This is a genomic window from Streptomyces sp. NPDC001513 (genome assembly GCF_042894695.1).
In the GTDB taxonomy this organism is placed as follows: domain Bacteria; phylum Actinomycetota; class Actinomycetes; order Streptomycetales; family Streptomycetaceae; genus Streptomyces.
The window spans coordinates 219,154-238,896 of the sequence record NZ_JBIAVU010000014.1 but is presented as its reverse complement, the minus strand read 5'-3'; the positions used below and the strand labels follow the sequence as shown (position 1 = coordinate 238,896).

The 19,743-nt window shown below is 70.9% G+C and carries 19 protein-coding genes; 8 read left to right on the top strand and 11 right to left on the bottom strand.

Features of this window, described 5'->3' with window-relative positions:
* The first annotated feature begins 119 nt into the window (after positions 1–119).
* The 6 genes from ACFYZ4_RS29780 to ACFYZ4_RS29755 all read left to right on the top strand — a co-directional run bounded on the left by ACFYZ4_RS29780 (position 120) and on the right by ACFYZ4_RS29755 (position 5,032).
* Positions 120–1,967, top strand: coding sequence for a phosphatidylglycerol lysyltransferase domain-containing protein (locus tag ACFYZ4_RS29780; RefSeq protein ID WP_351587397.1), 1,848 nt, complete (start codon positions 120–122; stop codon positions 1,965–1,967).
* Positions 1,968–2,052: 85 nt separating this feature from the next.
* Positions 2,053–2,925: a dihydropteroate synthase gene (gene folP / locus ACFYZ4_RS29775; RefSeq protein WP_351298276.1), complete on the top strand. Its 873-nt coding sequence runs from the start codon at positions 2,053–2,055 to the stop codon at positions 2,923–2,925.
* A gap of 82 nt (positions 2,926–3,007) precedes the next feature.
* A complete protein-coding gene (locus ACFYZ4_RS29770; RefSeq protein ID WP_051837907.1) occupies positions 3,008–3,394 on the top strand; it encodes a nuclear transport factor 2 family protein in 387 nt (128 codons plus the stop codon).
* A 130-nt stretch (positions 3,395–3,524) separates the two neighbouring features.
* On the top strand, positions 3,525–3,884 hold the full coding sequence (gene folB, locus ACFYZ4_RS29765; RefSeq protein WP_030010912.1) for a dihydroneopterin aldolase: 360 nt from the start codon (positions 3,525–3,527) through the stop codon (positions 3,882–3,884).
* Positions 3,881–4,489 (top strand): 2-amino-4-hydroxy-6-hydroxymethyldihydropteridine diphosphokinase, encoded by a 609-nt coding sequence (folK, locus tag ACFYZ4_RS29760; RefSeq protein ID WP_351298273.1) that lies wholly within the window; start codon positions 3,881–3,883, stop codon positions 4,487–4,489. The genes folB and folK overlap by 4 nt, the downstream gene beginning before the upstream one ends.
* Before the next feature lie 54 nt (positions 4,490–4,543).
* On the top strand, positions 4,544–5,032 hold the full coding sequence (locus ACFYZ4_RS29755; protein WP_351298270.1) for a DUF3180 domain-containing protein: 489 nt from the start codon (positions 4,544–4,546) through the stop codon (positions 5,030–5,032).
* Between the two features lie 4 nt (positions 5,033–5,036).
* Here ACFYZ4_RS29755 and ACFYZ4_RS29750 read toward each other — a convergent pair whose 3' ends face one another.
* From ACFYZ4_RS29750 to dacB, 7 genes are all read right to left on the bottom strand, one after another.
* Positions 5,037–5,894 carry a hypothetical protein gene (locus ACFYZ4_RS29750; protein ID WP_390785305.1) on the bottom strand — a complete coding sequence of 286 codons (858 nt, stop codon included), beginning with the start codon at positions 5,892–5,894 and terminating at the stop codon, positions 5,037–5,039.
* Positions 5,895–6,096: 202 nt separating this feature from the next.
* Positions 6,097–6,705 (bottom strand): GTP cyclohydrolase I FolE, encoded by a 609-nt coding sequence (gene folE / locus ACFYZ4_RS29745; RefSeq protein ID WP_351298265.1) that lies wholly within the window; start codon positions 6,703–6,705, stop codon positions 6,097–6,099.
* A 112-nt stretch (positions 6,706–6,817) separates the two neighbouring features.
* Complete coding sequence (gene ftsH, locus ACFYZ4_RS29740) at positions 6,818–8,854, bottom strand: ATP-dependent zinc metalloprotease FtsH (protein ID WP_351286450.1); 2,037 nt, start codon at positions 8,852–8,854, stop codon at positions 6,818–6,820.
* 225 nt (positions 8,855–9,079) lie between these two features.
* Positions 9,080–9,640 (bottom strand): hypoxanthine phosphoribosyltransferase, encoded by a 561-nt coding sequence (gene hpt / locus ACFYZ4_RS29735; RefSeq protein ID WP_030010907.1) that lies wholly within the window; start codon positions 9,638–9,640, stop codon positions 9,080–9,082.
* A gap of 65 nt (positions 9,641–9,705) precedes the next feature.
* Positions 9,706–10,740 (bottom strand): tRNA lysidine(34) synthetase TilS, encoded by a 1,035-nt coding sequence (tilS, locus tag ACFYZ4_RS29730; protein ID WP_351286448.1) that lies wholly within the window; start codon positions 10,738–10,740, stop codon positions 9,706–9,708.
* Positions 10,741–10,981: 241 nt separating this feature from the next.
* Positions 10,982–12,118: a zinc-dependent metalloprotease gene (locus ACFYZ4_RS29725; protein ID WP_351286446.1), complete on the bottom strand. Its 1,137-nt coding sequence runs from the start codon at positions 12,116–12,118 to the stop codon at positions 10,982–10,984.
* Between the two features lie 60 nt (positions 12,119–12,178).
* On the bottom strand, positions 12,179–13,666 hold the full coding sequence (dacB, locus tag ACFYZ4_RS29720) for a D-alanyl-D-alanine carboxypeptidase/D-alanyl-D-alanine-endopeptidase (protein ID WP_390785304.1): 1,488 nt from the start codon (positions 13,664–13,666) through the stop codon (positions 12,179–12,181).
* Positions 13,667–13,798: 132 nt separating this feature from the next.
* On the opposite strand from dacB, the gene ACFYZ4_RS29715 reads away from it, so the two are divergent.
* Both ACFYZ4_RS29715 and ACFYZ4_RS29710 read left to right on the top strand, forming a co-directional pair.
* Entirely contained in the window at positions 13,799–14,293 is a 495-nt protein-coding gene (locus ACFYZ4_RS29715) for an inorganic diphosphatase (protein ID WP_214947725.1), read from the top strand.
* Between the two features lie 178 nt (positions 14,294–14,471).
* Positions 14,472–16,112, top strand: coding sequence for a threonine/serine exporter family protein (locus ACFYZ4_RS29710; RefSeq protein WP_351286443.1), 1,641 nt, complete (start codon positions 14,472–14,474; stop codon positions 16,110–16,112).
* 171 nt (positions 16,113–16,283) lie between these two features.
* Here the strand turns inward: ACFYZ4_RS29710 and ACFYZ4_RS29705 are convergent, their stop codons facing one another.
* From ACFYZ4_RS29705 to ACFYZ4_RS29690, 4 genes are all read right to left on the bottom strand, one after another.
* Complete coding sequence (locus ACFYZ4_RS29705; protein ID WP_390785303.1) at positions 16,284–16,994, bottom strand: DedA family protein; 711 nt, start codon at positions 16,992–16,994, stop codon at positions 16,284–16,286.
* A 156-nt stretch (positions 16,995–17,150) separates the two neighbouring features.
* The gene (locus ACFYZ4_RS29700) at positions 17,151–17,909 is read right to left on the bottom strand and encodes a MerR family transcriptional regulator (RefSeq protein WP_390785302.1); all 759 of its coding nucleotides are present in this window, start codon (positions 17,907–17,909) and stop codon (positions 17,151–17,153) included.
* An 82-nt stretch (positions 17,910–17,991) separates the two neighbouring features.
* Positions 17,992–18,792, bottom strand: a complete 801-nt coding sequence (locus ACFYZ4_RS29695; RefSeq protein WP_390785301.1) for an ABC transporter permease — start codon at positions 18,790–18,792, stop codon at positions 17,992–17,994.
* Positions 18,789–19,724: an ATP-binding cassette domain-containing protein gene (locus ACFYZ4_RS29690; RefSeq protein WP_390785300.1), complete on the bottom strand. Its 936-nt coding sequence runs from the start codon at positions 19,722–19,724 to the stop codon at positions 18,789–18,791. The genes ACFYZ4_RS29695 and ACFYZ4_RS29690 overlap by 4 nt, the downstream gene beginning before the upstream one ends.
* Positions 19,725–19,743 lie beyond the last annotated feature (19 nt).

The following is a 19,743-nucleotide window of genomic DNA, read 5'->3' as shown; positions in this document are numbered from 1 at the left end:
TATTTTTTCGACGAAAGAGTGAACCCGCTCCTCGTCGATGTCGTCCTAAGGGACGCACCACACACCGGAGGCTGTCGCGGCCTTCGGCCACATGATCTCTCGCGGAGCAACGGGAAGCGATGTCTAGCAGGATAGATGGCGATAAGTCGGGACAGGTTCCGAGCGGGGTCCGCCGAATCCTCCGAGGCCCACAGCCGGAGTCGGTGCCCGGCCTGGTAGGTACGGCCGTCATGATCGTCGGCCTTCTGGACATCGCGGCAGGAGTCTTCCCGCGCTTCCGGCACAGCAGAATCCACGCCGTGGCGGAGGTGCTGCCGGTCTTCGGCCCGTTCGCGGCCGCCCTCGCCATCAGCGCGGGCGTCCTGCTCCTGCTGCTCGCGCACGGCCTCAAGCGCCGCAAGCGCCGGGCCTGGCGAGCGGCGGTAGTCCTGCTGCCGGCCGGCGCCGTGGCGCAGTTCCTGTACCGGCACTCGATCCCCGGCGTGGTCATCGCGGCAGTGCTCTTCGCACTGCTGCTGCGCCACCAGGGTGAATTCAAGGCACTGCCCGACCCGCGCAGCCGCTGGAAGGCGCTCGCGAACTTCGTGCTGATGAGCGCCGGCTCCATCGGACTCGGCCTGCTCATCGTCAACGTCCACCCGAACAAGGTCGTCGGCAACCCGGGCCTGTACGAGCAGATCACCCACGTCGTCTACGGCCTCTTCGGCTTCGAGGGCCCCGTCGACTACGCCGGCCAGGTCTCCTGGACCGTCGGCTACTCCCTCGGCGCGCTCGGCATGCTGACCGCCCTCACCACCATGTACCTGGCCTTCCGCCCCGAGCACCCGGCCGCCCGGCTCACCGCCGACGACGAGGACAAGCTGCGCGAGCTGCTCGCCAAGCACGGCGGCCGAGACTCCCTCGGCCACTTCGCGCTCCGCCGCGACAAGGCCGTCGTCTTCTCCCCCAGCGGCAAGGCCGCCGTCACCTACCGCGTCGTCTCCGGCGTGATGCTCGCCTCCGGCGACCCCATCGGTGACGTCGAGGCCTGGCCCGGCGCCATCGAGCGGTTCATGGAGGAAGCCAAGGCCCACTCCTGGACCCCGGCCGTCATGGGCTGCAGCGAGACCGGCGGCGAGGTCTGGACCCGCGAGACCGGCCTCGACGCCCTGGAACTGGGTGACGAGGCGATTGTCGATGTCAAAGACTTCTCCCTCTCGGGCCGCGCCATGCGCAATGTCCGCCAGATGGTGAAGCGCATCGAGCGCAACGGCTACACCACCAAGGTCCGCCGCGTCAGCGAGCTCACCGAAACGGAACTGGAGCAGGTGCGCGGCGCCGCCGAGGCCTGGCGCGGCACCGACACCGAACGCGGCTTCTCGATGGCGCTGGGCCGGGTCGGCGACCCGGGCGACGGCGACTGCTTCATCGCCACCGCGCACCGCGTCGAGGAGGGCGACACCAGCCCCTTCGGCGACCTCAAGGCCGTCCTGCACTTCGTCCCGTGGGGCAAGGACGGCATGTCGCTGGAACTGATGCGCCGCGACCGCGCCGCCGACCCCGGCATGAACGAACTGCTGATCGTCGCCTCCCTGGAGGCCGCCCCCGGCCTGAAGATCGAGAAGGTCTCGCTGAACTTCGCGATGTTCCGCTCGGCCCTCGCCCGCGGCGAGAAGATCGGCGCCGGCCCGGTCCTGCGCATGTGGCGGGGCCTGCTCGTCTTCCTGTCCCGCTGGTTCCAGATCGAATCGCTGTACAAGTTCAACGCGAAGTTCCGCCCCCGCTGGGAGCCCCGCTTCGTGGTCTTCCGCACCACCCGTGACCTGCCCCGCATCGGCTTCGCCGCGATGCAGGCCGAGGGCTTCGTGACGCTGGCCCTGCCCCGCCTCTTCGCGAGCCGCCGCCGCCCCAAGCCCGTCCGCACCTGCACGCACAACCACATGACGACCGTCCCGAAGCAGACGGAACGCGAGGTCCAGGCGGCGTAGCCGCCCCGTACGCCCCCAGGGGCCCCGGCGTCCGCGAGACCGCCGGGGCCCCTGCCGTATCCAGGTCAGCCCTACCCTTGGACCTATGAACACGAAGCGCGGAGCCATCGGCAGGGGCCGGGTCACAGGTCTGCCGGAGTGGGACCGCTGCGCGGTCATGGGCGTCGTCAACGTCACGCCCGACTCCTTCTCCGACGGCGGCCGCTGGTTCGACACCACCGCGGCCGTCAAGCGCGGCCTCGACCTCGTCAAGCAGGGCGCCGACCTCGTCGACGTCGGCGGCGAGTCCACCCGGCCCGGCGCCTCCCGCGTCGACGAGGAGGAGGAGCTGCGCCGGGTCGTCCCCGTGGTGCGCGGCCTCGCCTCCGAGGGCGTCACCGTCTCCGTCGACACCATGCGCGCGGCCGTCGCCGCCCGGGCCGTCGCCGCGGGCGCCGTACTCGTCAACGACGTCAGCGGCGGGCTCGCCGACCCCGGCATGATCCCGGCCGTCGCCGCCGCCGAGGTGCCCTTCGTGGTGATGCACTGGCGCGGCTTCAGCGCCGGCATGAACAGCCTCGCCGTCTACGAGGACGTGCTCGCCGAGGTCACCGCCGAACTCCGGGACCGGATCGACGCCGTCGTGGCCGGCGGGATCGCCCCCGAGCGGCTCGTCGTCGACCCGGGCCTCGGCTTCGCCAAGAACGCCGAGCACGACCTGGCCCTGGTCGCCCACCTGCCCGAACTGCGTGCGCTGGGCTTCCCGCTGCTGGTCGCCGCATCGAGGAAGCGTTTCCTCGGCCGGGTCCTGGCCGGCGCGCAGGACGCGGCCCCGCCGCCCGCCCGCGAGCGCGACGCGGCCACGGCCGCCGTCTCCGCCATCGCCGCCCACCAGGGCGCCTGGGCCGTACGGGTCCACGAGGTAAGGGCCACCGCGGACGCGGTTCGGGTGGCCCGCGCCGTGGAAGGGGCACTCTGATCCTCAACGACCGACAAGGAGCACTGTGAGCAGAACCGACATCGAAGCGGTCGAAGAGGTCAACACGGCCTTCTACGAGGCAATGGAGCGGGGGGACTTCGACGCTCTGTCGGCGCTCTGGCTGGAGGACGAGATCTCCTGCGTGCACCCCGGCTGGCCCGTGCTCTCCGGCCGCGGCGAGGTGCTCCGCTCGTACGCCCTGATCATGTCCCACACGGACTACATCCAGTTCTTCCTCACCGACACCAAGGTGGCCGTGATAGGCGACACCGCCCTGGTGACGTGCACGGAGAACATCCTCAGCGGCGGACCCGCCGAGGACGGCGGAGAGCTCGGCCCGCTCGTCGGCCAGCTCGTCGTCGCCACGAATGTGTTCCGACGCACATCCGAGGGCTGGCGCCTCTGGTCCCACCACGGTTCTCCCGTGCTCACGGAGTCCGAGGACGAGGACGAGGACGACGCCTCCTGACCCCTACGGCGGGACCCGGACTATTTCGCAGGTAAATTCGAAGACGGACGACGCCGACCGCACTCGGCGTAGGCCCATGGCCCCGGGGAGCCCCGGGACCGGAAGCACTACGAAAGCAGGAGTGATTCGCGTGGATCGTGTCGCGCTGCGCGGCCTCAAGGCTCGCGGGCACCACGGCGTCTTCCCCCGGGAGCGCGAGGAAGGCCAGACCTTCATCGTCGACCTGGTGCTCCATCTCGACACCCGCCCCGCAGCGGCCGGAGACGACTTGGCGAAGACCGTGCATTACGGGGTAGTCGCGGAGGAAGTCGTCGACGTGGTCCAGGGCGAGCCCGTGGACCTGATCGAGACCCTCGCCGAGCGGATCGCCCAGCAGTGCCTCAAGCACGAAGCGGTGGCGCAGGTGGAGGTCGTCGTCCACAAGCCGGACGCGCCCATCACCGTCCCGTTCGACGACGTGACCATCACGATCACCCGGAGCCGCGCATGAACAACGGACTGAACGCACCGAGCGACCCCACCGTCCAGCCGGTACCCGCCTCCGTCGTGGAGACGGTCGACGCGGCGGACGTCACCCTGTCCAACCCGAAATGGGCCGTCATCGCGCTCGGCGCGAACCTCGGCAACCGGCTGGAGACCCTCCAGGGCGCCATCGACGCCCTCGGCGACACCCCGGGCCTGCGGGTCAAGGCCGTCTCCCCCGTCTACGAGACCGAGCCGTGGGGCGTCGATCCCGGCTCGCAGCCCTCGTACCTCAACGCGGTCGTCGCCGTGAAGACCACGCTGCCCCCGTCCTCGCTCCTGGAGCGCGGCCACGCCATCGAAGAGGCCTTCGACCGCGTCCGCGAGGAGCGCTGGGGCCCCCGCACGATCGACGTGGACATCGTCGCGTACGCCGACCGCGTCTCCGACGACCCCGTCCTCACCCTCCCGCACCCGCGCGCCCACCAGCGCGCCTTCGTGCTGGCCCCCTGGCACGACATCGACCCGGAGGCCCAGATCCCCGGCCGCGGCCCGGTCGCCGCGCTCCTGGCCGAAACCGGCCTGAGCGGCGTCACGCCGCGCCCGGACCTGGAACTCCACCTCCCGGAGTAGTCGTTACCCTGTGGACGGCCTGACGGATCGGCGCGGAAAGCGGGGAACGGGCAAGTGAAGCAACTGAGGCCGGCGGTCCTGGCGGGCATCTTCGTGGTCGCCGGGATCCTGTCCTGGGCGGGTGCCCGGCTGTGGAACGCCTACGGCACCCTGCCGGGCGTTCCGCTGGCCGCGCCGATCGTCCTGGGCGTCATCGCGGCCGTACTGCTGGCCACGGCCCTGTCCATGCGGTCCCGGCTCAAGGCCCAGCGCGAGCGCCGGCCGGGGGCCAAGGGCGTGGAGCCCCTGATGGCCGCCCGCGCGGTGGTCTTCGGCCAGGCCAGCGCGCTCGTGGCGGCGCTGGTGGCCGGCATGTACGGCGGGGTCGGCGTCTTCCTGCTCACCGACTCCCTGGACATCCCCGCCCGCCGCGACCAGGCCTGGTACGCCGGCGCCTCGGTCCTGGCCGGGGTGGCCGTCATCGCCGCCGCCCTCTTCCTGGAGCACGTACTCAAACTCCCGGAGGACGACGACCAGACCCCCGAATCCACGGCCCGCGCCTGAGCCGTCACCCGGGCGCACGGACGAGGTGCCCGTTCACCAGGAAGCCGGGATAGGGGTCGAGGCGGTAGGTGTACAGGGTGAAGGGTTTCGCGCCGGTGGCGGTGTGGGTCCGGACCTCCAGCACCGGAACCGATGCCGTCTCGTCGAGCAGCAGGGGATGCTCTTCCGGTCGGAACGTGCCGCGTTGTCGCCAGGTATCCGAGATGTAGACGCGCGACGCCCGCCCGTGGACACCACTCGGCGTGAACCTCGCCCCGACGATCTCCGCCATCTCGCGGAGGAAGGGGACGTTGGCACTCGTCACGACCCGGCACCCCCAGGCTCCTCTGATCCGGTGCCCGTCGCCGTCCACATAGCCGTCGAGGAAACCGTCGAAGGTCACCTCGTCCCGAAGCACGATGCGGGGGAACCGCTGCCGCATGTGGTGGGCGTCCCCGCCCACGTACTGCCGCATCAGATCGGCGAGGTACGAGGCGACGACGCGCACCCGGAAGCCCGGAAGATCCCGCTGAAGGTAACCGGAGGGCCGGGTGACCGGCTCCAGGCGGGCGGTGAGGCCTGTGGCCGCTGTCAGGCACTGCGCATACCGGCTGGCGAAGCCCTCGTCGTTGACGATGAGCGACACGTAGTTCTTGCCGACCGTCCCGTCGGCACACGTCGCGCCCACCCAGTAGCCGAATTCATAGCCGGACCGGATCTCGAGGCGCCGGCGGCGCAGCTTGCGCGGCGGAGTCCAGGCCAAGGCGCTGCCTGCGGCCTCGACCGCAGGCACCCACCCCGCAGAGGTCGCCAGGAGCTGCTCGGGAGCCACGCAGAACGTCTGCCGGTCCGTGACCACATCCACCACTGTGCGGGCTTTCACGGCCCTCACCGCCGTGACGGCCGTCTGCACCGTCCGCGCCCCGGCCAGTGCCCAGAGCCGGTCCCCCACCCTGACGGTTCTCGCCTGGGCCTGCCCGTTCACCCCGTTCACCAACTGCTTGCTCGGCAGCCCGCCCATATCGCCCCCCGATCAGCGTGAATCACCTGATCAACGACGTTATCGGGCGGGTCTGACAATCCGGCTAGCGAGCCATGATCAGGGACATCGCCTCGTTGCGGGTGGCGGGGTCGCGGAGCTGGCCGCGGACCGCCGAGGTGATGGTCTTCGCACCGGGCTTGCGGACGCCGCGCATGGTCATGCACATGTGCTCGCACTCGATGACCACGATGACGCCGCGCGGGTCCAGGATCTCCATCAGGGAGTCCGCGATCTGCGTGGTCAGGCGCTCCTGCACCTGGGGGCGGCGGGCGAACACGTCCACGAGGCGGGCGAGCTTCGACAGGCCGGTGATCTTGCCGTCGATGGACGGGATGTAGCCGACGTGGGCGACACCGTGGAACGGGACAAGATGATGTTCACAGCTTGACATGACCTCGATGTCCTTCACGAGGACCATCTCGTCGTGGCCGATGTCGAACGTCGTGGTCAGGACCTCTTCGGGCCGCTGGTACAGGCCGGCGAATATCTCCCGGTACGACCGCGCCACGCGCGCCGGGGTCTCCAGGAGACCCTCCCGCTCCGGGTCCTCGCCGACCGCGATCAGGAGCTCGCGAATCGCCGCCTCGGCACGCTTCTCGTCGAACTCGCCGATCGTGCCCTCGTCGCCGGTCAGGGTCACTGGGTCGGTCATCTCTTCCTCGTTCCTGTGTGCACAGCGCTCGCGGCCACCCAAGTATGACCAGATGAAAGTGCCGCGCCCCCCAGGCTAGAACCTGGGGGGCGCGGCTTCCATTCCGGGTGGATCAGGCCTCGGGGCGGTCCTCGGGGGCCACCTCAATGCCCTTCTCCGTCGAGACCGGCGAAACGGCGGTCGTCGCCGAAGTGCCGTTCGCCGAGTTCGTCAGCTGGAGCTCCTTGGGAGAGAGCACCGGCGGACGGGTGGAGGGGGTGCGGCGGGAGGAGCCGGTCCACGCGGGGCGGGCCGGACGCTTCACGATCGTCGAGAAGATCTCGGCGATCTGCTCCTTGTTCAGCGTCTCCTTCTCCAGCAGCGCGAGGACCAGGTTGTCGAGAACGTCACGGTTCTCGACGAGGATCTCCCAGGCCTCGTTGTGCGCGGTCTCGATGAGCTTCTTGACCTCTTCGTCGACCAGCGCCGCGACCTCTTCCGAGTAGTCCCGCGGGTGCGACATCTCGCGGCCCAGGAACGGCTCGGTGTTGTCGCCGCCGAACTTGATCGCACCGAGACGCTCGGTCATGCCGTACTGCGTGACCATGGCCCGCGCCGTGGCGGTGGCCTTCTCGATGTCGTTCGCCGCGCCCGTGGTCGGGTCGTGGAAGACCAGCTCCTCGGCCGCGCGCCCGCCCAGCATGTACGCCAGCTGGTCGAGCATCTCGTTGCGCGTGGTCGAGTACTTGTCCTCGTCGGGCAGGACCATGGTGTAACCCAGGGCCCGGCCGCGGGACAGGATCGTGATCTTGTGGACCGGGTCGGAGTTCGGGGAGGCCGCCGCGACCAGGGCGTGTCCGCCCTCGTGGTACGCGGTGATCTTCTTTTCCCGGTCCGACATGATCCGGGTCCGCTTCTGCGGACCCGCCACGACGCGGTCGATCGCCTCGTCCAGCGCGTGGTTGTCGACCAGCTTCTTGTCCGAGCGGGCCGTGAGCAGCGCGGCCTCGTTCAGGACGTTGGAGAGATCGGCACCGGTGAAGCCGGGCGTACGGCGGGCGACTGCGCCCAGGTCGACGTCCGGGGCGACCGGCTTGCCCTTCTGGTGGACCTTGAGGATCTCCAGACGGCCCTGCATGTCCGGACGGTCGACCGCGATCTGCCGGTCGAAGCGGCCCGGGCGCAGCAGCGCCGGGTCGAGGATGTCCGGACGGTTCGTGGCGGCGATCAGGATGACGCCGCCCTTCACGTCGAAGCCGTCCATCTCGACCAGCAGCTGGTTGAGGGTCTGCTCGCGCTCGTCGTGACCGCCGCCGAGACCCGCACCGCGGTGCCGGCCGACGGCGTCGATCTCGTCGACGAAGACGATCGCCGGGGCGTTGGCCTTGGCCTGTTCGAACAGGTCGCGGACACGCGAGGCACCGACACCGACGAACATCTCGACGAAGTCGGATCCGGAGATCGAGTAGAAGGGGACACCGGCCTCGCCCGCGACGGCGCGCGCGAGCAGGGTCTTTCCGGTGCCGGGCGGGCCGTACAGCAGCACGCCCTTGGGGATCTTGGCGCCGACGGCCTGGAACTTCGCCGGCTCCTGGAGGAACTCCTTGATCTCGTGGAGTTCCTCGACGGCCTCGTCCGCGCCCGCGACATCGGCGAACGTCGTCTTAGGGGTGTCCTTGGTGATGAGCTTGGCCTTGGACTTCCCGAAGTTCATGACCCGGGAGCCGCCGCCCTGCATCTGGTTCATCAGGAACAGGAAGACAACGACGATGAGGACGAAGGGCAGGAGCGAGAGGAGAACGCTCAGGAACGGGCTGGTCTTGTCCGGAGTGACGGAGTACCCGTCCGGGATCTGACCGGCGTCGTACTTGGTCTGGAGGCTCTGGGCGAGCTGGACGCCCTGATCCCCGATGTAGTTGGCCTGGAACTTGGTGCCGTCATGCTTGCCGAGCTTCTGGCCGTCGCGCAGCTCGATCTTGATCATCTGGCTGTCGCCGGTGGTCAGCTTCGCTGTTTCCACCTGGCCAGTGTTGATCGCCTTGATGACCTCGCTGGTGTCCACCGACTTGTAGCCGCCGCCGGAGCCGACGACATTCATCAACACGACCACGGCGAGGACGGCCAGCACGATCCACATGACCGGCCCACGGAAGTATCGCTTCACGTCCATCCATACGGGGCGCCAGGCACCCCGTCCCTCCTGCCCGTAGGTAAATGCTGCTGTGAGTAAAGACTGTTCTTCGGAATGTACCCCTGTATTGTCACCCGCGGCCCCGTGGGACGGCTGACAGACCCGCCTTCCCCTGCTCCAACGGCGGGAATCGCCCACAGGTTCCCCGGAACCCGCGGTGCTTTCCCGCAGGGTCCCGGAGACCGGGGGCGACCGGGAGCGGGATCAGCCGCCGTAGACGTGCGGGGCGAGCGTGCCGACGAACGGCAGGTTGCGGTACTTCTCCGCGTAGTCGAGGCCGTAGCCCACCACGAACTCGTTGGGGATGTCGAAGCCGACCCACTTCACGTCGATCGCGACCTTCGCGGCCTCGGGCTTGCGCAGCAGCGTGACGACCTCCAGGGAGGCCGGCTGGCGGGAGCCCAGGTTCGACAGCAGCCAGGACAGCGTCAGACCGGAGTCGATGATGTCCTCGACGATCAGGACGTGCTTGTCCTTGATGTCGGTGTCCAGGTCCTTGAGGATCCGGACCACACCCGAGGACTGGGTCCCGGCGCCGTACGAGGACACCGCCATCCAGTCCATGGTGAGCGGGGTGGACAAGGCGCGCGCCAGGTCCGCCATCACCATCACGGCGCCCTTGAGCACACCGACGATGAGCAGGTCCTTGCCCGCGTACTCCGCGTCGATCTTCGCGGCCAGCTCGGCCAGCTTCGCGTCGATCTCTTCCTTGGTGATGAGCACCGACTGGAGGTCGTTGCCCATGTCCTTCTCGTCCACCCGCATCACTTTCGTTGTCGGCCGGGGCTCCGGGGGTGTCCCCGGAGGACTCAGCCGTGTTTCAGCACCAATCAGCCCTGCCGGATGACAAGTCTGCCACCCTGCCGCTGGGCCTCGACCCGGCCGGGCAGGTTGATGGCGCCCTGGCCGCGCCATCCGGTGATGAGCCGGTCGACTTCCTCGATGTGGCGGGCGAAGAGGGAGCCCGCGGGTGAGCCCGCGGCGACCACGGCCCTGCGCAGCACCCGGCGGCGGACGGCCGGGGGCAGGGCGTACAGCTTGGCGCACTCCAGGCGGCCGTCCGCGTCCCGGACGCCGGTCTCGGCCTCGGCGGCCCAGGCGTCGAGGGCGTCGGCGTCGTCGCGGGAGAGCTGGGCGGTGCGGGCGAGTGCCTCGACGACCCCCTTGCCCAGCGCCTTCTCCAGGGCGGGCAGTCCCTCGTGGCGCAGCCGGGAGCGGGTGTAGGCGGGGTCGATGTTGTGCGGGTCGTCCCAGACGGGGAGGGACTGGACCATGCAGGCCTTGCGGGCGGTCTGCCGGTCGATCTGGAGGAAGGGGCGGCGGTAGCGGTGGCTGCGGCCCGGGCCTCCGGACACTTCGGCCATGCCGGACAGCGAGCGGATCCCGGAGCCGCGGGCGAGGCCCAGCAGGACGGTTTCGGCTTGATCGTCCCGGGTGTGGCCCAGGAGGACGGCGGCGGCCCCGAGGCGGTCTGCGGCCTCGTCCAGGGCCCCGTAGCGGGCGTCGCGGGCGGCGGCCTCGGGTCCGCCGTCACGGCCGACGCGCACGGCGACGGACTCCACCGGGTCGAGGCGGAGTGCGGTCATGCGGGTGACGACCTCCGCGGCGCGCAGGTCGGAGCCGGGCTGCAGTCCGTGGTCGACGGTGATGCCGCCGGCCCGGATGCCGAGTTTGGGGGCCTCGAAGGCGAGGGCCGAGGCGAGTGCCATGGAGTCGGCGCCGCCGGAGCACGCGACGAGGACGAGTGGCCGGGTGCCCGCTGCGGTGCGAGGGTCGGCGGGGGTGTCGGTGAGGTCGGTGAGGACGTCGTGGAGTACGCGGCGGACCGCCAGGCGTATCGCCGCGACCGCAGGATGGGGACCCATGTCCGGTGCCCTTCGATGGAGTTCGGATGCCTCGGAGGCGTTGGGGTGTGGTGCGCTGGGGGTGGTGCCCGGTACCCCCGCGGTGCGGGGGCTGTCGTTCAGGGATGTCACTCAGAGTGCGTCGATGGTGACAGAACCGAGCCGTTCCCCGAGCATCGCACGCCCTTCCACGGCCCACGGTCCCTCGGACGGGTGACGCTGCTTCCCCCAGTGGGACATGTTTACGCCCCTTGAGTCACCCTCATTCGCTCTGTTCGCTCCCCTTGCGGTGGACTCGGGCCACCCACTCGGCTGGCTTGGCGATCTCGGCCTTCGTCGGCAATGTGTTCGGGGAGGTCCAGACCCGGTTGAAGCCGTCCATGCCGACCTGGCCGACGACGGCGCGCACGAAGCGCTCGCCGTCGCGGTACTGGCGCAGTTTGGCGTCGAGGCCGAGGAGCTTGCGCAGGGCGGAGTCGAGGCGGCCGGCTCCGCTGGCCCTGCGCTGCTGGAACTTCTCGCGGATCTCGGCGACCGAGGGCACCACCTGCGGGCCGACGCCGTCCATGACGAAGTCGGCGTGGCCCTCCAGGAGGGACATGACGGCGGTGAGGCGGCCCAGGATCTCGCGCTGCTCGGGGGTCTGCACGAGCTCCACGAGGGAGCGGCCCTCGTCGCCGTGCTCGGCGTCGGGGCGGGCTCCCGCGAAGGACTGGGCGGCCTCCCGGATGCGCTCCAGCACGGTCGCCGGGTCCACCTCGGTGGCGCCCAGGAACGTCTGGATTTCGCCTTCGAGGTGGTCCCGCAGCCACGGGACGGCCGTGAACTGTGTACGGTGCGTCTCCTCGTGCAGGCAGACCCACAGCCGGAAGTCGTGCGGGTTCACCTCGAGCTCGCGCTCGACGTGCACGATGTTGGGGGCGACGAGCAGCAGCCGGCCGCCGCCGGCGGAGGCCGGCAGGTCGCGCGAGACCGGGGCGAAGGTCTCGTACTGGCCGAGGACCCTGGAGGCCAGGAAGCTCAGCAGCATGCCCAGCTCGACGCCGGTGACCTTGCCGCCGACCGCGCCGAGCACGGCTCCGCCGGGGGCGCCCGCGCGGCGGTCCTGCATCTTGCCGAGCAGCGGCTGGAGCAGCTCGCGGAACCCGGCGACGTTGGCCTTGACCCAGCCGGCCCGGTCGACGACCAGGACGGGGGTGTCGGGGACGGCGGACCCTTCCGGGATCATCCTGGTGAACTCGCGCACGTGCCGTTCCGAGATCCTGGCGTGCCCGCGCAGCTCCGCGACGACCGCCCGTGCCTCGTCCCGGGTGACCTCCGGCCCGGGACGCACCAAGCGGGTCGCGGTCGCCACCGCGAGGTTCCAGTCGACCATCTCCGCACCACTGATGCTCGTCATGCGTCAACCGTACGTGGGCGGGGCGCCCTGCGGACCCCCTCGGGCCCGGCCCGGGCGGACCTACGAGGTGGCCGCGACGGCCGCGGCGAGCTTGTCGAGGGCCTTCTCCGCGCCCTCGGGGCCGGGGCTGTTCGCGGTCAGGAAGGCGAAGGCGAGGAGTCGGCCGGAGGAGTCGACGACGGTCCCGGAGAGGGAGTTCACGCCGGTCAGGGTGCCGGTCTTGGCCCGGAGCAGGCCCGCGGCCGGGGAGGTGCCGGCGTTGCGGCCGCGCAGGGTCCCGGTGAAGCCGGCGACGGGCAGTCCGGTCAGGACCGGCCGCAGCTCGGGGCGCTGCGGGTCGGCGGCCTTGGCGAGGAGGCCGGTGAGCAGGCCGGCGCTGACCTTGTCGGCGCGGTTGAGGCCGCTGCCGTCGGCGAAGCGGGAGCCCGCGGTGTCGACTCCGAGGGTGGCGAGCTTGGCGGCGACGGCCTTCTCGGCGCCCTCGAAGCCGGCGGGCTGCCCGGAGGCGAGGGCGGTCTGGCGGGCGAGGGCCTCGGCGATGTCGTTGTCGCTGTTGGTCAGCATCCGCTCGACGAGCCCGGCCACCGGGGTGGAGAGGGTGGTGGCGAGCGGCTGGGCGGAAGCGCCCGTACCGGGAGCGGGGGCCTTCGCCTTGGCGGGTTCGCCGGTGACCTTGATGCCGCGTTCGGTGAGCAGGGTCCGGAAGGCGCGGGCGGCGTCCTTGGACGGGTCCTCGGTCCGGTCGACGGGTCCGGAGGTGGAGTCGTCGGGGCGGCCCTCGTCGGCCGTCAGGGCGGTCACGAGAGCGATGTTGGGGTTGACGCCGATCGGGTGGCGGGCGGGGCCGGTGTAGAGGCTGTCGTCGTATCCGAGGGTCACGGTGTCGGTTCCGGCGGCCTTGAGGGCCTGCGCGGTGTCGGCGGCGAGCGCGACGAGGCTGCCGCCGGATCCGGCGGGCTTCTTCTTCTTCGCGGTGAGGGAGGGGTCGCCGCCGCCGACCAGGACGATCTGTCCGGGGGCGGCTCCGGGGACGACGGTGGTCCTGATCCGGTGCTCGGGCCCGAGCGCGGCCAGCGCGGCGACGGCGGTGACGATCTTGACGGTGGAGGCGGGGGTCATGGCGTCCCGTGCCCCGGATTCGTAGAGCACCTGCTCGGTGGCGGTGTCGACGACGGAGGCGGTACGGACGGTGCCGAGCGCGGGGTCGGCGAGCAGCGGCTTGAGGGCGGCGGCGAGCTTCGCGGAGGCGGCGGGGGCGGCCGCCTGGCCCTGGGGGACGCCGGGGCCGATCGCGCCGAGCACCCCGGGGGCGCTGGGCGCGGCCTCCGGCAGGAGCCCGGAGCCGGGCTCGCGGCCGTGATCTGCGCCACCCGTGAGGCTCCAGGAGGCGGCCCTGTCCCGCTCGGCCTTACGCTGGCCGGAGTCCCAGGGACCGGCGGCGGCCACCGCTGCCACCGACAGGGCGAGGCCGGCGACGGCCGCACCCGCGATGAGCTGCCACGACTTGACCAATGGCACCTCGGACCAGCCCCTTTCGCGATCACACATATGCGTGAGGGACACTTAACCATTGCGTCTTGCCGCGAGCATGGCACCCCACCCGGCAGGGCTGGGTCGGCCGCGCACGCAGGTGAATCGCGCAGCCCCGAAGCAATGAAGCTGATCATGGAGGAGCAGGACGTGGAGTTCGACGTCACCATCGAGATCCCCAAGGGTTCGCGGAACAAGTACGAGGTGGACCACGAGACCGGCCGGATCCGCCTGGACCGTCGCCTCTTCACCTCGACCAGCTACCCGGCCGACTACGGCTTCGTCGAGAACACCCTCGGCGAGGACGGCGACCCGCTGGACGCGCTCGTCATCCTCGACGAGCCGACCTTCCCGGGCTGCCTGATCAAGTGCCGCGCGATCGGCATGTTCAACATGACGGACGAGGCGGGCGGCGACGCCAAGCTGCTGTGCGTGCCGGCCTCGGACCCGCGGGTGGAGCACCTGCGCGACATCCACCACGTGTCCGAGTTCGACCGCCTGGAGATCCAGCACTTCTTCGAGGTCTACAAGGACCTGGAGCCGGGCAAGTCGGTCGAGGGCGCGAACTGGGTCGGCCGCACCGAGGCCGAGGCCGAGATCGAGGCCTCGTACAAGCGCCTCGAGGCGCAGGGCGGTCACCACTGAGCTCGCGCTCGGCGGTAACCGGCCGGGGGACTCCCCCGCGCCCTTTGTGACATGGCGGGCGGTACCCCTGGCGGGGTGCCGCCCGCTGTCGCGTGTCCGGGCGGGTGCTCCCTGGCTTCGCCAGGGAGCGAAGGGTTCCGCATACTGATACGGCAGGTGATCACGGACTGGAGGACGCGTGGCGGAGGCCGACGGGGCAGAGGACAGGAAGCCCCAGTCCGACGAGGCGCACAGCGCCTTCACGCCGCCGCCCGGGATGGAGCCGGAGGCCCTCGAAGACGACCAGCCCACCTCGGAGTTCGCCCGTCCGGCCGGCGCCGGGCCGGTGCCGCCCGAGCCCGAGGGATCGGCCTTCGCCACCCCGGCCACCTACAGCGCCGCGCACTCCCCGCCCGCCTACACCCCCGGCCAGGACTTCCACGTCGTCCAGCTGAAGGAATCCCCCTGGCAGGACCGCATGCGCACGATGCTGCGCATGCCGGTCGACGTGCGTCCCGTACCGGATCCCGTGCAGCGGCCGAGCGAGGCCGGGCCCGCCGTGGGCCGCGTGCTCGACCTGACGCTGCGCATCGGCGAGCTGCTGCTCGCGGGCGGCGAGGGCGCCGAGGACGTGGAGGCCGCCATGTTCGCGGTGACCCGCTCCTACGGGCTGGACCGCTGCGAGCCCACCGTCACCTTCACCCTGCTGTCGATCACCCACCAGCCCTCGCTGGTGGACCACCCGGTCTCGGCGAACCGGACCGTGCGCCGCCGCGGCACCGACTACAACCGGCTGTCGGCCGTCTACCGGCTGGTGGACGACATCAGCGCCCCCGAGATCGACATCTCGCTGGAGGAGGCCTACCGGCGCCTCGCCGAGATCCGCCGCAACCGCCACCCATACCCCGGCTGGATGCTCACGTGCTCCGCCGGGCTGCTGGCCGGCGCCGCCTCCACCCTGGTCGGCGGCGGGGTGCTGGTGTTCATCGCGGCGGCGCTCGGCGCGATCCTCGGTGACCGGCTGGCCTGGCTGTGCGCCGGCCGCGGGCTGCCGGAGTTCTACCAGTTCGTGGTCGCGGCCATGCCGCCGGCCGCGATCGGGGTGGCGCTGAACATGACCGCGATCGACGTGAAGGCGTCCGCGGTGATCACCGGCGGGCTCTTCGCGCTGCTGCCCGGGCGGGCCCTGGTCGCGGCCGTGCAGGACGGTCTGACCGGCTTCTACATCACCGCCTCCGCCCGGCTGCTGGAGGTCATGTACCTCTTCATCGGCATCATCATGGGCGTGCTGGTCGTGCTCTACGTCGGCCTGCAGTTCGACGCCTCGCCCCGGCCGGAGGAGGTACTGGAGATCCAGGAGCGGCCGCTGATCCAGATCGCGGCCTCGATGGTGCTGGTCTTCACCTTCGCGATCCTGCTCCAGCAGGAACGTTCCACCGTGCTGATCGTGACCCTCAACGGCGGGGTCGCCTGGGTCACCTTCGGCGCCCTGCACTACGCGGGCGAGATCCCGCCCGTGCCGTCCACCGCCATCGCCGCCGGGCTGGTCGGCCTCTTCGGGCAGCTCTTCTCCCGCTACCGCTTCGCCTCCGCCCTGCCGTACACCACGGCCGCCATCGGCCCGCTGCTGCCCGGCTCGGCGACGTACTACGGGCTGCTGCTGATCGCCGAGAACCGGCTGAACGAGGGGCTGGGCTCGCTGGTGAACGCGGCGGCCATCGCGCTGGCCATCGCCATCGGGGTCAACCTGGGGTCGGAGACGTCCCGGCTGTTCATGCGGATCCCGGGGGCGGCGAGTGCGGCGAAGCGCCGTGCGGCGAAGCGGACCAGGGGGTTCTAGCCCCGGCTGGGTACACGTACGCCCCCACAGGCTCTTGCGTGCCTGTGGGGGCGTACGTGACGGCTCACCGATTCGGGGCTCCGCCCCGGACCCTCCCCCAGACTCCGTCCGGGGGGACCCCCACCCCTCAAACGCCGGAGGGGCTGGATGTGGCGGCGGGGCTGGAGTGGGCTAGCGCTTCGCGTGGCGGCCGCGGGTGCCCGGGGCCTGGGGGCCCGAGCCGTCGACTGCGGCGGCCTCGGGCTGCGCCTCGGCGGCGTTCGCCTTGTTCTCCTTGCGGGCCTTGAGCACCTCGAAGATCACCGGGATGACCGAGATGAGGACGATGGCCACCAGGATCGGCTCGACGTTCGTCTTGATGAACTCGATCTGGCCGAGCCAGTACCCCGCCATCGTGACGCCCGCGCCCCAGCCGATGCCGCCGATGATGTTGTACGTGAGGAAGGTGCGGTACTTCATCGAACCGGCGCCGGCGACCATCGGCGCGAAGGTACGGATGATCGGCACGAAGCGGGCGAGCACGATGGCCTTCGGACCGTGCCGGTCCATGAACTCGTGCGCCTTGTCGAGGTTCTCCCGCTTGAAGAGCTTGGACTTCGGCCGGTTGAAGATCTTCGGCCCGAAGAACTTGCCGATCATGTAGCCGACCTGGTCACCGATGATCGCGGCGGCCACGATCAGGGTGCAGACCAGCCACAGCGGCTGCTTGATGTACTGCCCGTCCGCGACCAGCAGGCCCGCCGTGAACAGCAGGGAGTCGCCGGGCAGGAACGCGAAGAGTCCCGACTCGGCGAAGACGATGACCAGGATGCCGATCAGGCCGAAGTGCGAGATCAGGTAGTCCGGGGACAGCCACTCAGGGCCGAGCGCAATCGTGTACACGGGTTCCGGACTCTCCTGGATCGGGGGGCGTGCCGGGGGCAGCAGGCGGTTGCGGGCAGGGTAAGGACAGGAAGGTAAAGGCAGTCTCAATTATCAACGCACACGACCCCCTCCCGGTTCCAGGTACCGGAGGGGGTCGGATGCGTGACGTTCCGCTTACACCTTGCGCACCGCGTTCGCCAGGATCGCGTCCCGCAGGTGCTCGGCGAGACCGGGCTTCATGGAATCGTAGAACTCCTTGAACCGCTCGTCCGCCACGTACATCTCACCGAGGCCCGTGTGGATCTCGTACGAGCAGTCGTAGTACCAGGTGCCGATGTGCCGGCGGTGCTCCTCGGCCAGGTCCATCGCCGCCTCGCCGTCGGCGGGCTCGCCGGCGTCCATCAGGGCCGCGTACCGGACGCTCCACCCGGCGGTCTCGTCCTGGATCCGCCGCCAGTCGTCCTTGGTGTAGGTGGCGACCCGCCGCTGCGACTCCGCGTAGGCCTCGGTGTCGCCCCAGCGCTGCTCCGCCTCCTGCGCGTACTGCTCGGGGTCCTTGTCCCCGAAGACCTCGAACCGCTCCTCGGGCGTGAGGTTGATGCCCATCTTCTTCGCCTCCATGGCGTGCTCAACGGCCTTGGCCATCTGCTGGAGCCGGGCGATCCGGTCGGTCAGCAGGGCGTGCTGCCGGCGCAGATGCTCCCGCGGATCCGATTCCGGGTCGTCCAGCAGGACCGCGACCTCGTCGAGGGGGAAGCCGAGCTCCCGGTAGAACAGGATCCGCTGCAGCCGGTCCAGGTCGGCGTCGTCGTACCGCCGGTGACCCGCGTGGCTGCGGCCGCTCGGGGAGAGCAGACCGATCTCGTCGTAGTGGTGCAGGGTGCGCACCGTGACTCCGGCGAATCCGGCGACCTGGCCCACGGAGTAGCCCATCGTCCCGCCCCTCTCCTCTGGTTGGGTACGCCCTTCACTGTGGCTCCTCACGTGGCGTGAGGTGCAAGTCCCCGCCCCGGGCCTACCGGCTCAGGCCGCGGAACCTCGCCACCGCCAGCGGGAAGAAGACCGCCAGCAGCAGCACCGGCCAGCCGACGGCGAGCAGGGCGGCATGGTCGGCGGCCCAGGACGGGGAGGCCGCCGCCGGGTTGCCGAACAGGTCGCGGACGGCCGTGGCCGTCGCCGACATCGGGTTCCATTCCACCACCGTCCCCAGCCAGCCCGGCATGGCCTCCGGCGTGGCGAAGGCGTTGGAGAGGAAACCCACCGGCCACACGAGGATCTGCACCGCCTGCACCATCTCCGGCCGGCCCGCGACCATGCCCAGGAAGATCCCGATCCACAGCATCGCGAAGCGCAGCAGCAGGAGCAGGGCGAAGGCCAGCAGCGCGGCGGCCGGGGAGCCGTGCCAGCGCCAGCCGAGCAGCAGGCCGACGCCCGCCAGGACCGCGAGCCCCACGGCCGACTGGAGCATGTCCGCCGCGCTGCGGCCGACCAGGACCGCCGCGGAGGACATCGGCATGGCACGGAACCGGTCGATCACCCCCTTGCCCAGGTCCTGGGTGACCGCCGTCATCGTCGCCTCCAGCCCGAAGGCCATGGTCAGCGCGAGCAGGCCGGGCACGAGGAACTCGACGTACTCGCCGTCGATCCCGCGTCCGCCGCCGACCAGGAAGCCGAACATCAGCAGCAGCATCACGGGGAAGACGAGTCCGACGACCATCTGCACCGGCTGCCGCGCCCAGTGCGCGAGCTCGCGCCGGGTCATCGTCCAGGAGTCCACGGCCACCCAGCCCGCCGCGGTCATCGTGTGCTGCGTCATGCGGCCACCTCCGTGGTGTTCGTACGGTCCGTCAGGTGGAGGAAGACCTCGTCGAGCGTGGGCCGCCGCACCGAGAGGTCCGCCGCCTCGATCCCCGCCCCCTCCAGCGCGCGCAGGGTCAGGGCCAGGCCCGCCATGCGGTCCTCCACCGGGAAGCCCAGGGTGAGGGAGTCCGGGTCCACGGTCGGGTCCGGCAGCAGCGCCGCCGCCTGCGCGAGGCGCGCCGCGTCCCGCAGGACGACGACGATCCGGTCCGGCCCGACGCGGGACTTCAGCTCGTCGGCCGTGCCCTCGGCCGCCACCCGCCCGGCGTCGATCAGCGCGATGCGGTCGGCCAGCTGGTCGGCCTCCTCCAGGTACTGCGTGGTCAGCAGGACCGTCGTGCCGCCGCCCACCAGGGAGCGGACCGCGCTCCACACCTCGGCGCGGCCGCGCGGGTCGAGCCCGGTGGTCGGCTCGTCGAGGAAGAGCACCTCGGGTTCGGTGATCAGGGACGCCGCGAGGTCGAGCCGGCGCCGCATGCCGCCGCTGTACTGCTTCACCGGCTTGCGGCCGGTGTCCGCGAGGTCGAAGCGGTCCAGCAGCGCGTCGGCCCGCTGCCCGGCCCGGCGCGCGCCCAGGTGGTGGAGGCGGCCGAACATCTCCAGGTTCTGCCGCCCGGACAGTTCCTCGTCGAGCGCCGCGTGCTGGCCGAGCAGGCCGATCCGGGCGCGGACGGCCGCCGGGTCCTTCCGTACGTCGTGGCCGGCCACCCGGACCACGCCCTCGTCGTGGCGGAGCAGGGTGCTCATGATGCGGACCGCCGTGGTCTTCCCGGCTCCGTTGGGGCCGAGCACGGCGTGCACCGTGCCGCGTGTCACCTCCAGGTTCAGCCCGGCCAGGGCGGGCCGGTCCGCGTACCGCTTGTGGACACCTTCGACGAAGATCGCCAACGCGCTTCCAACTCCTCGG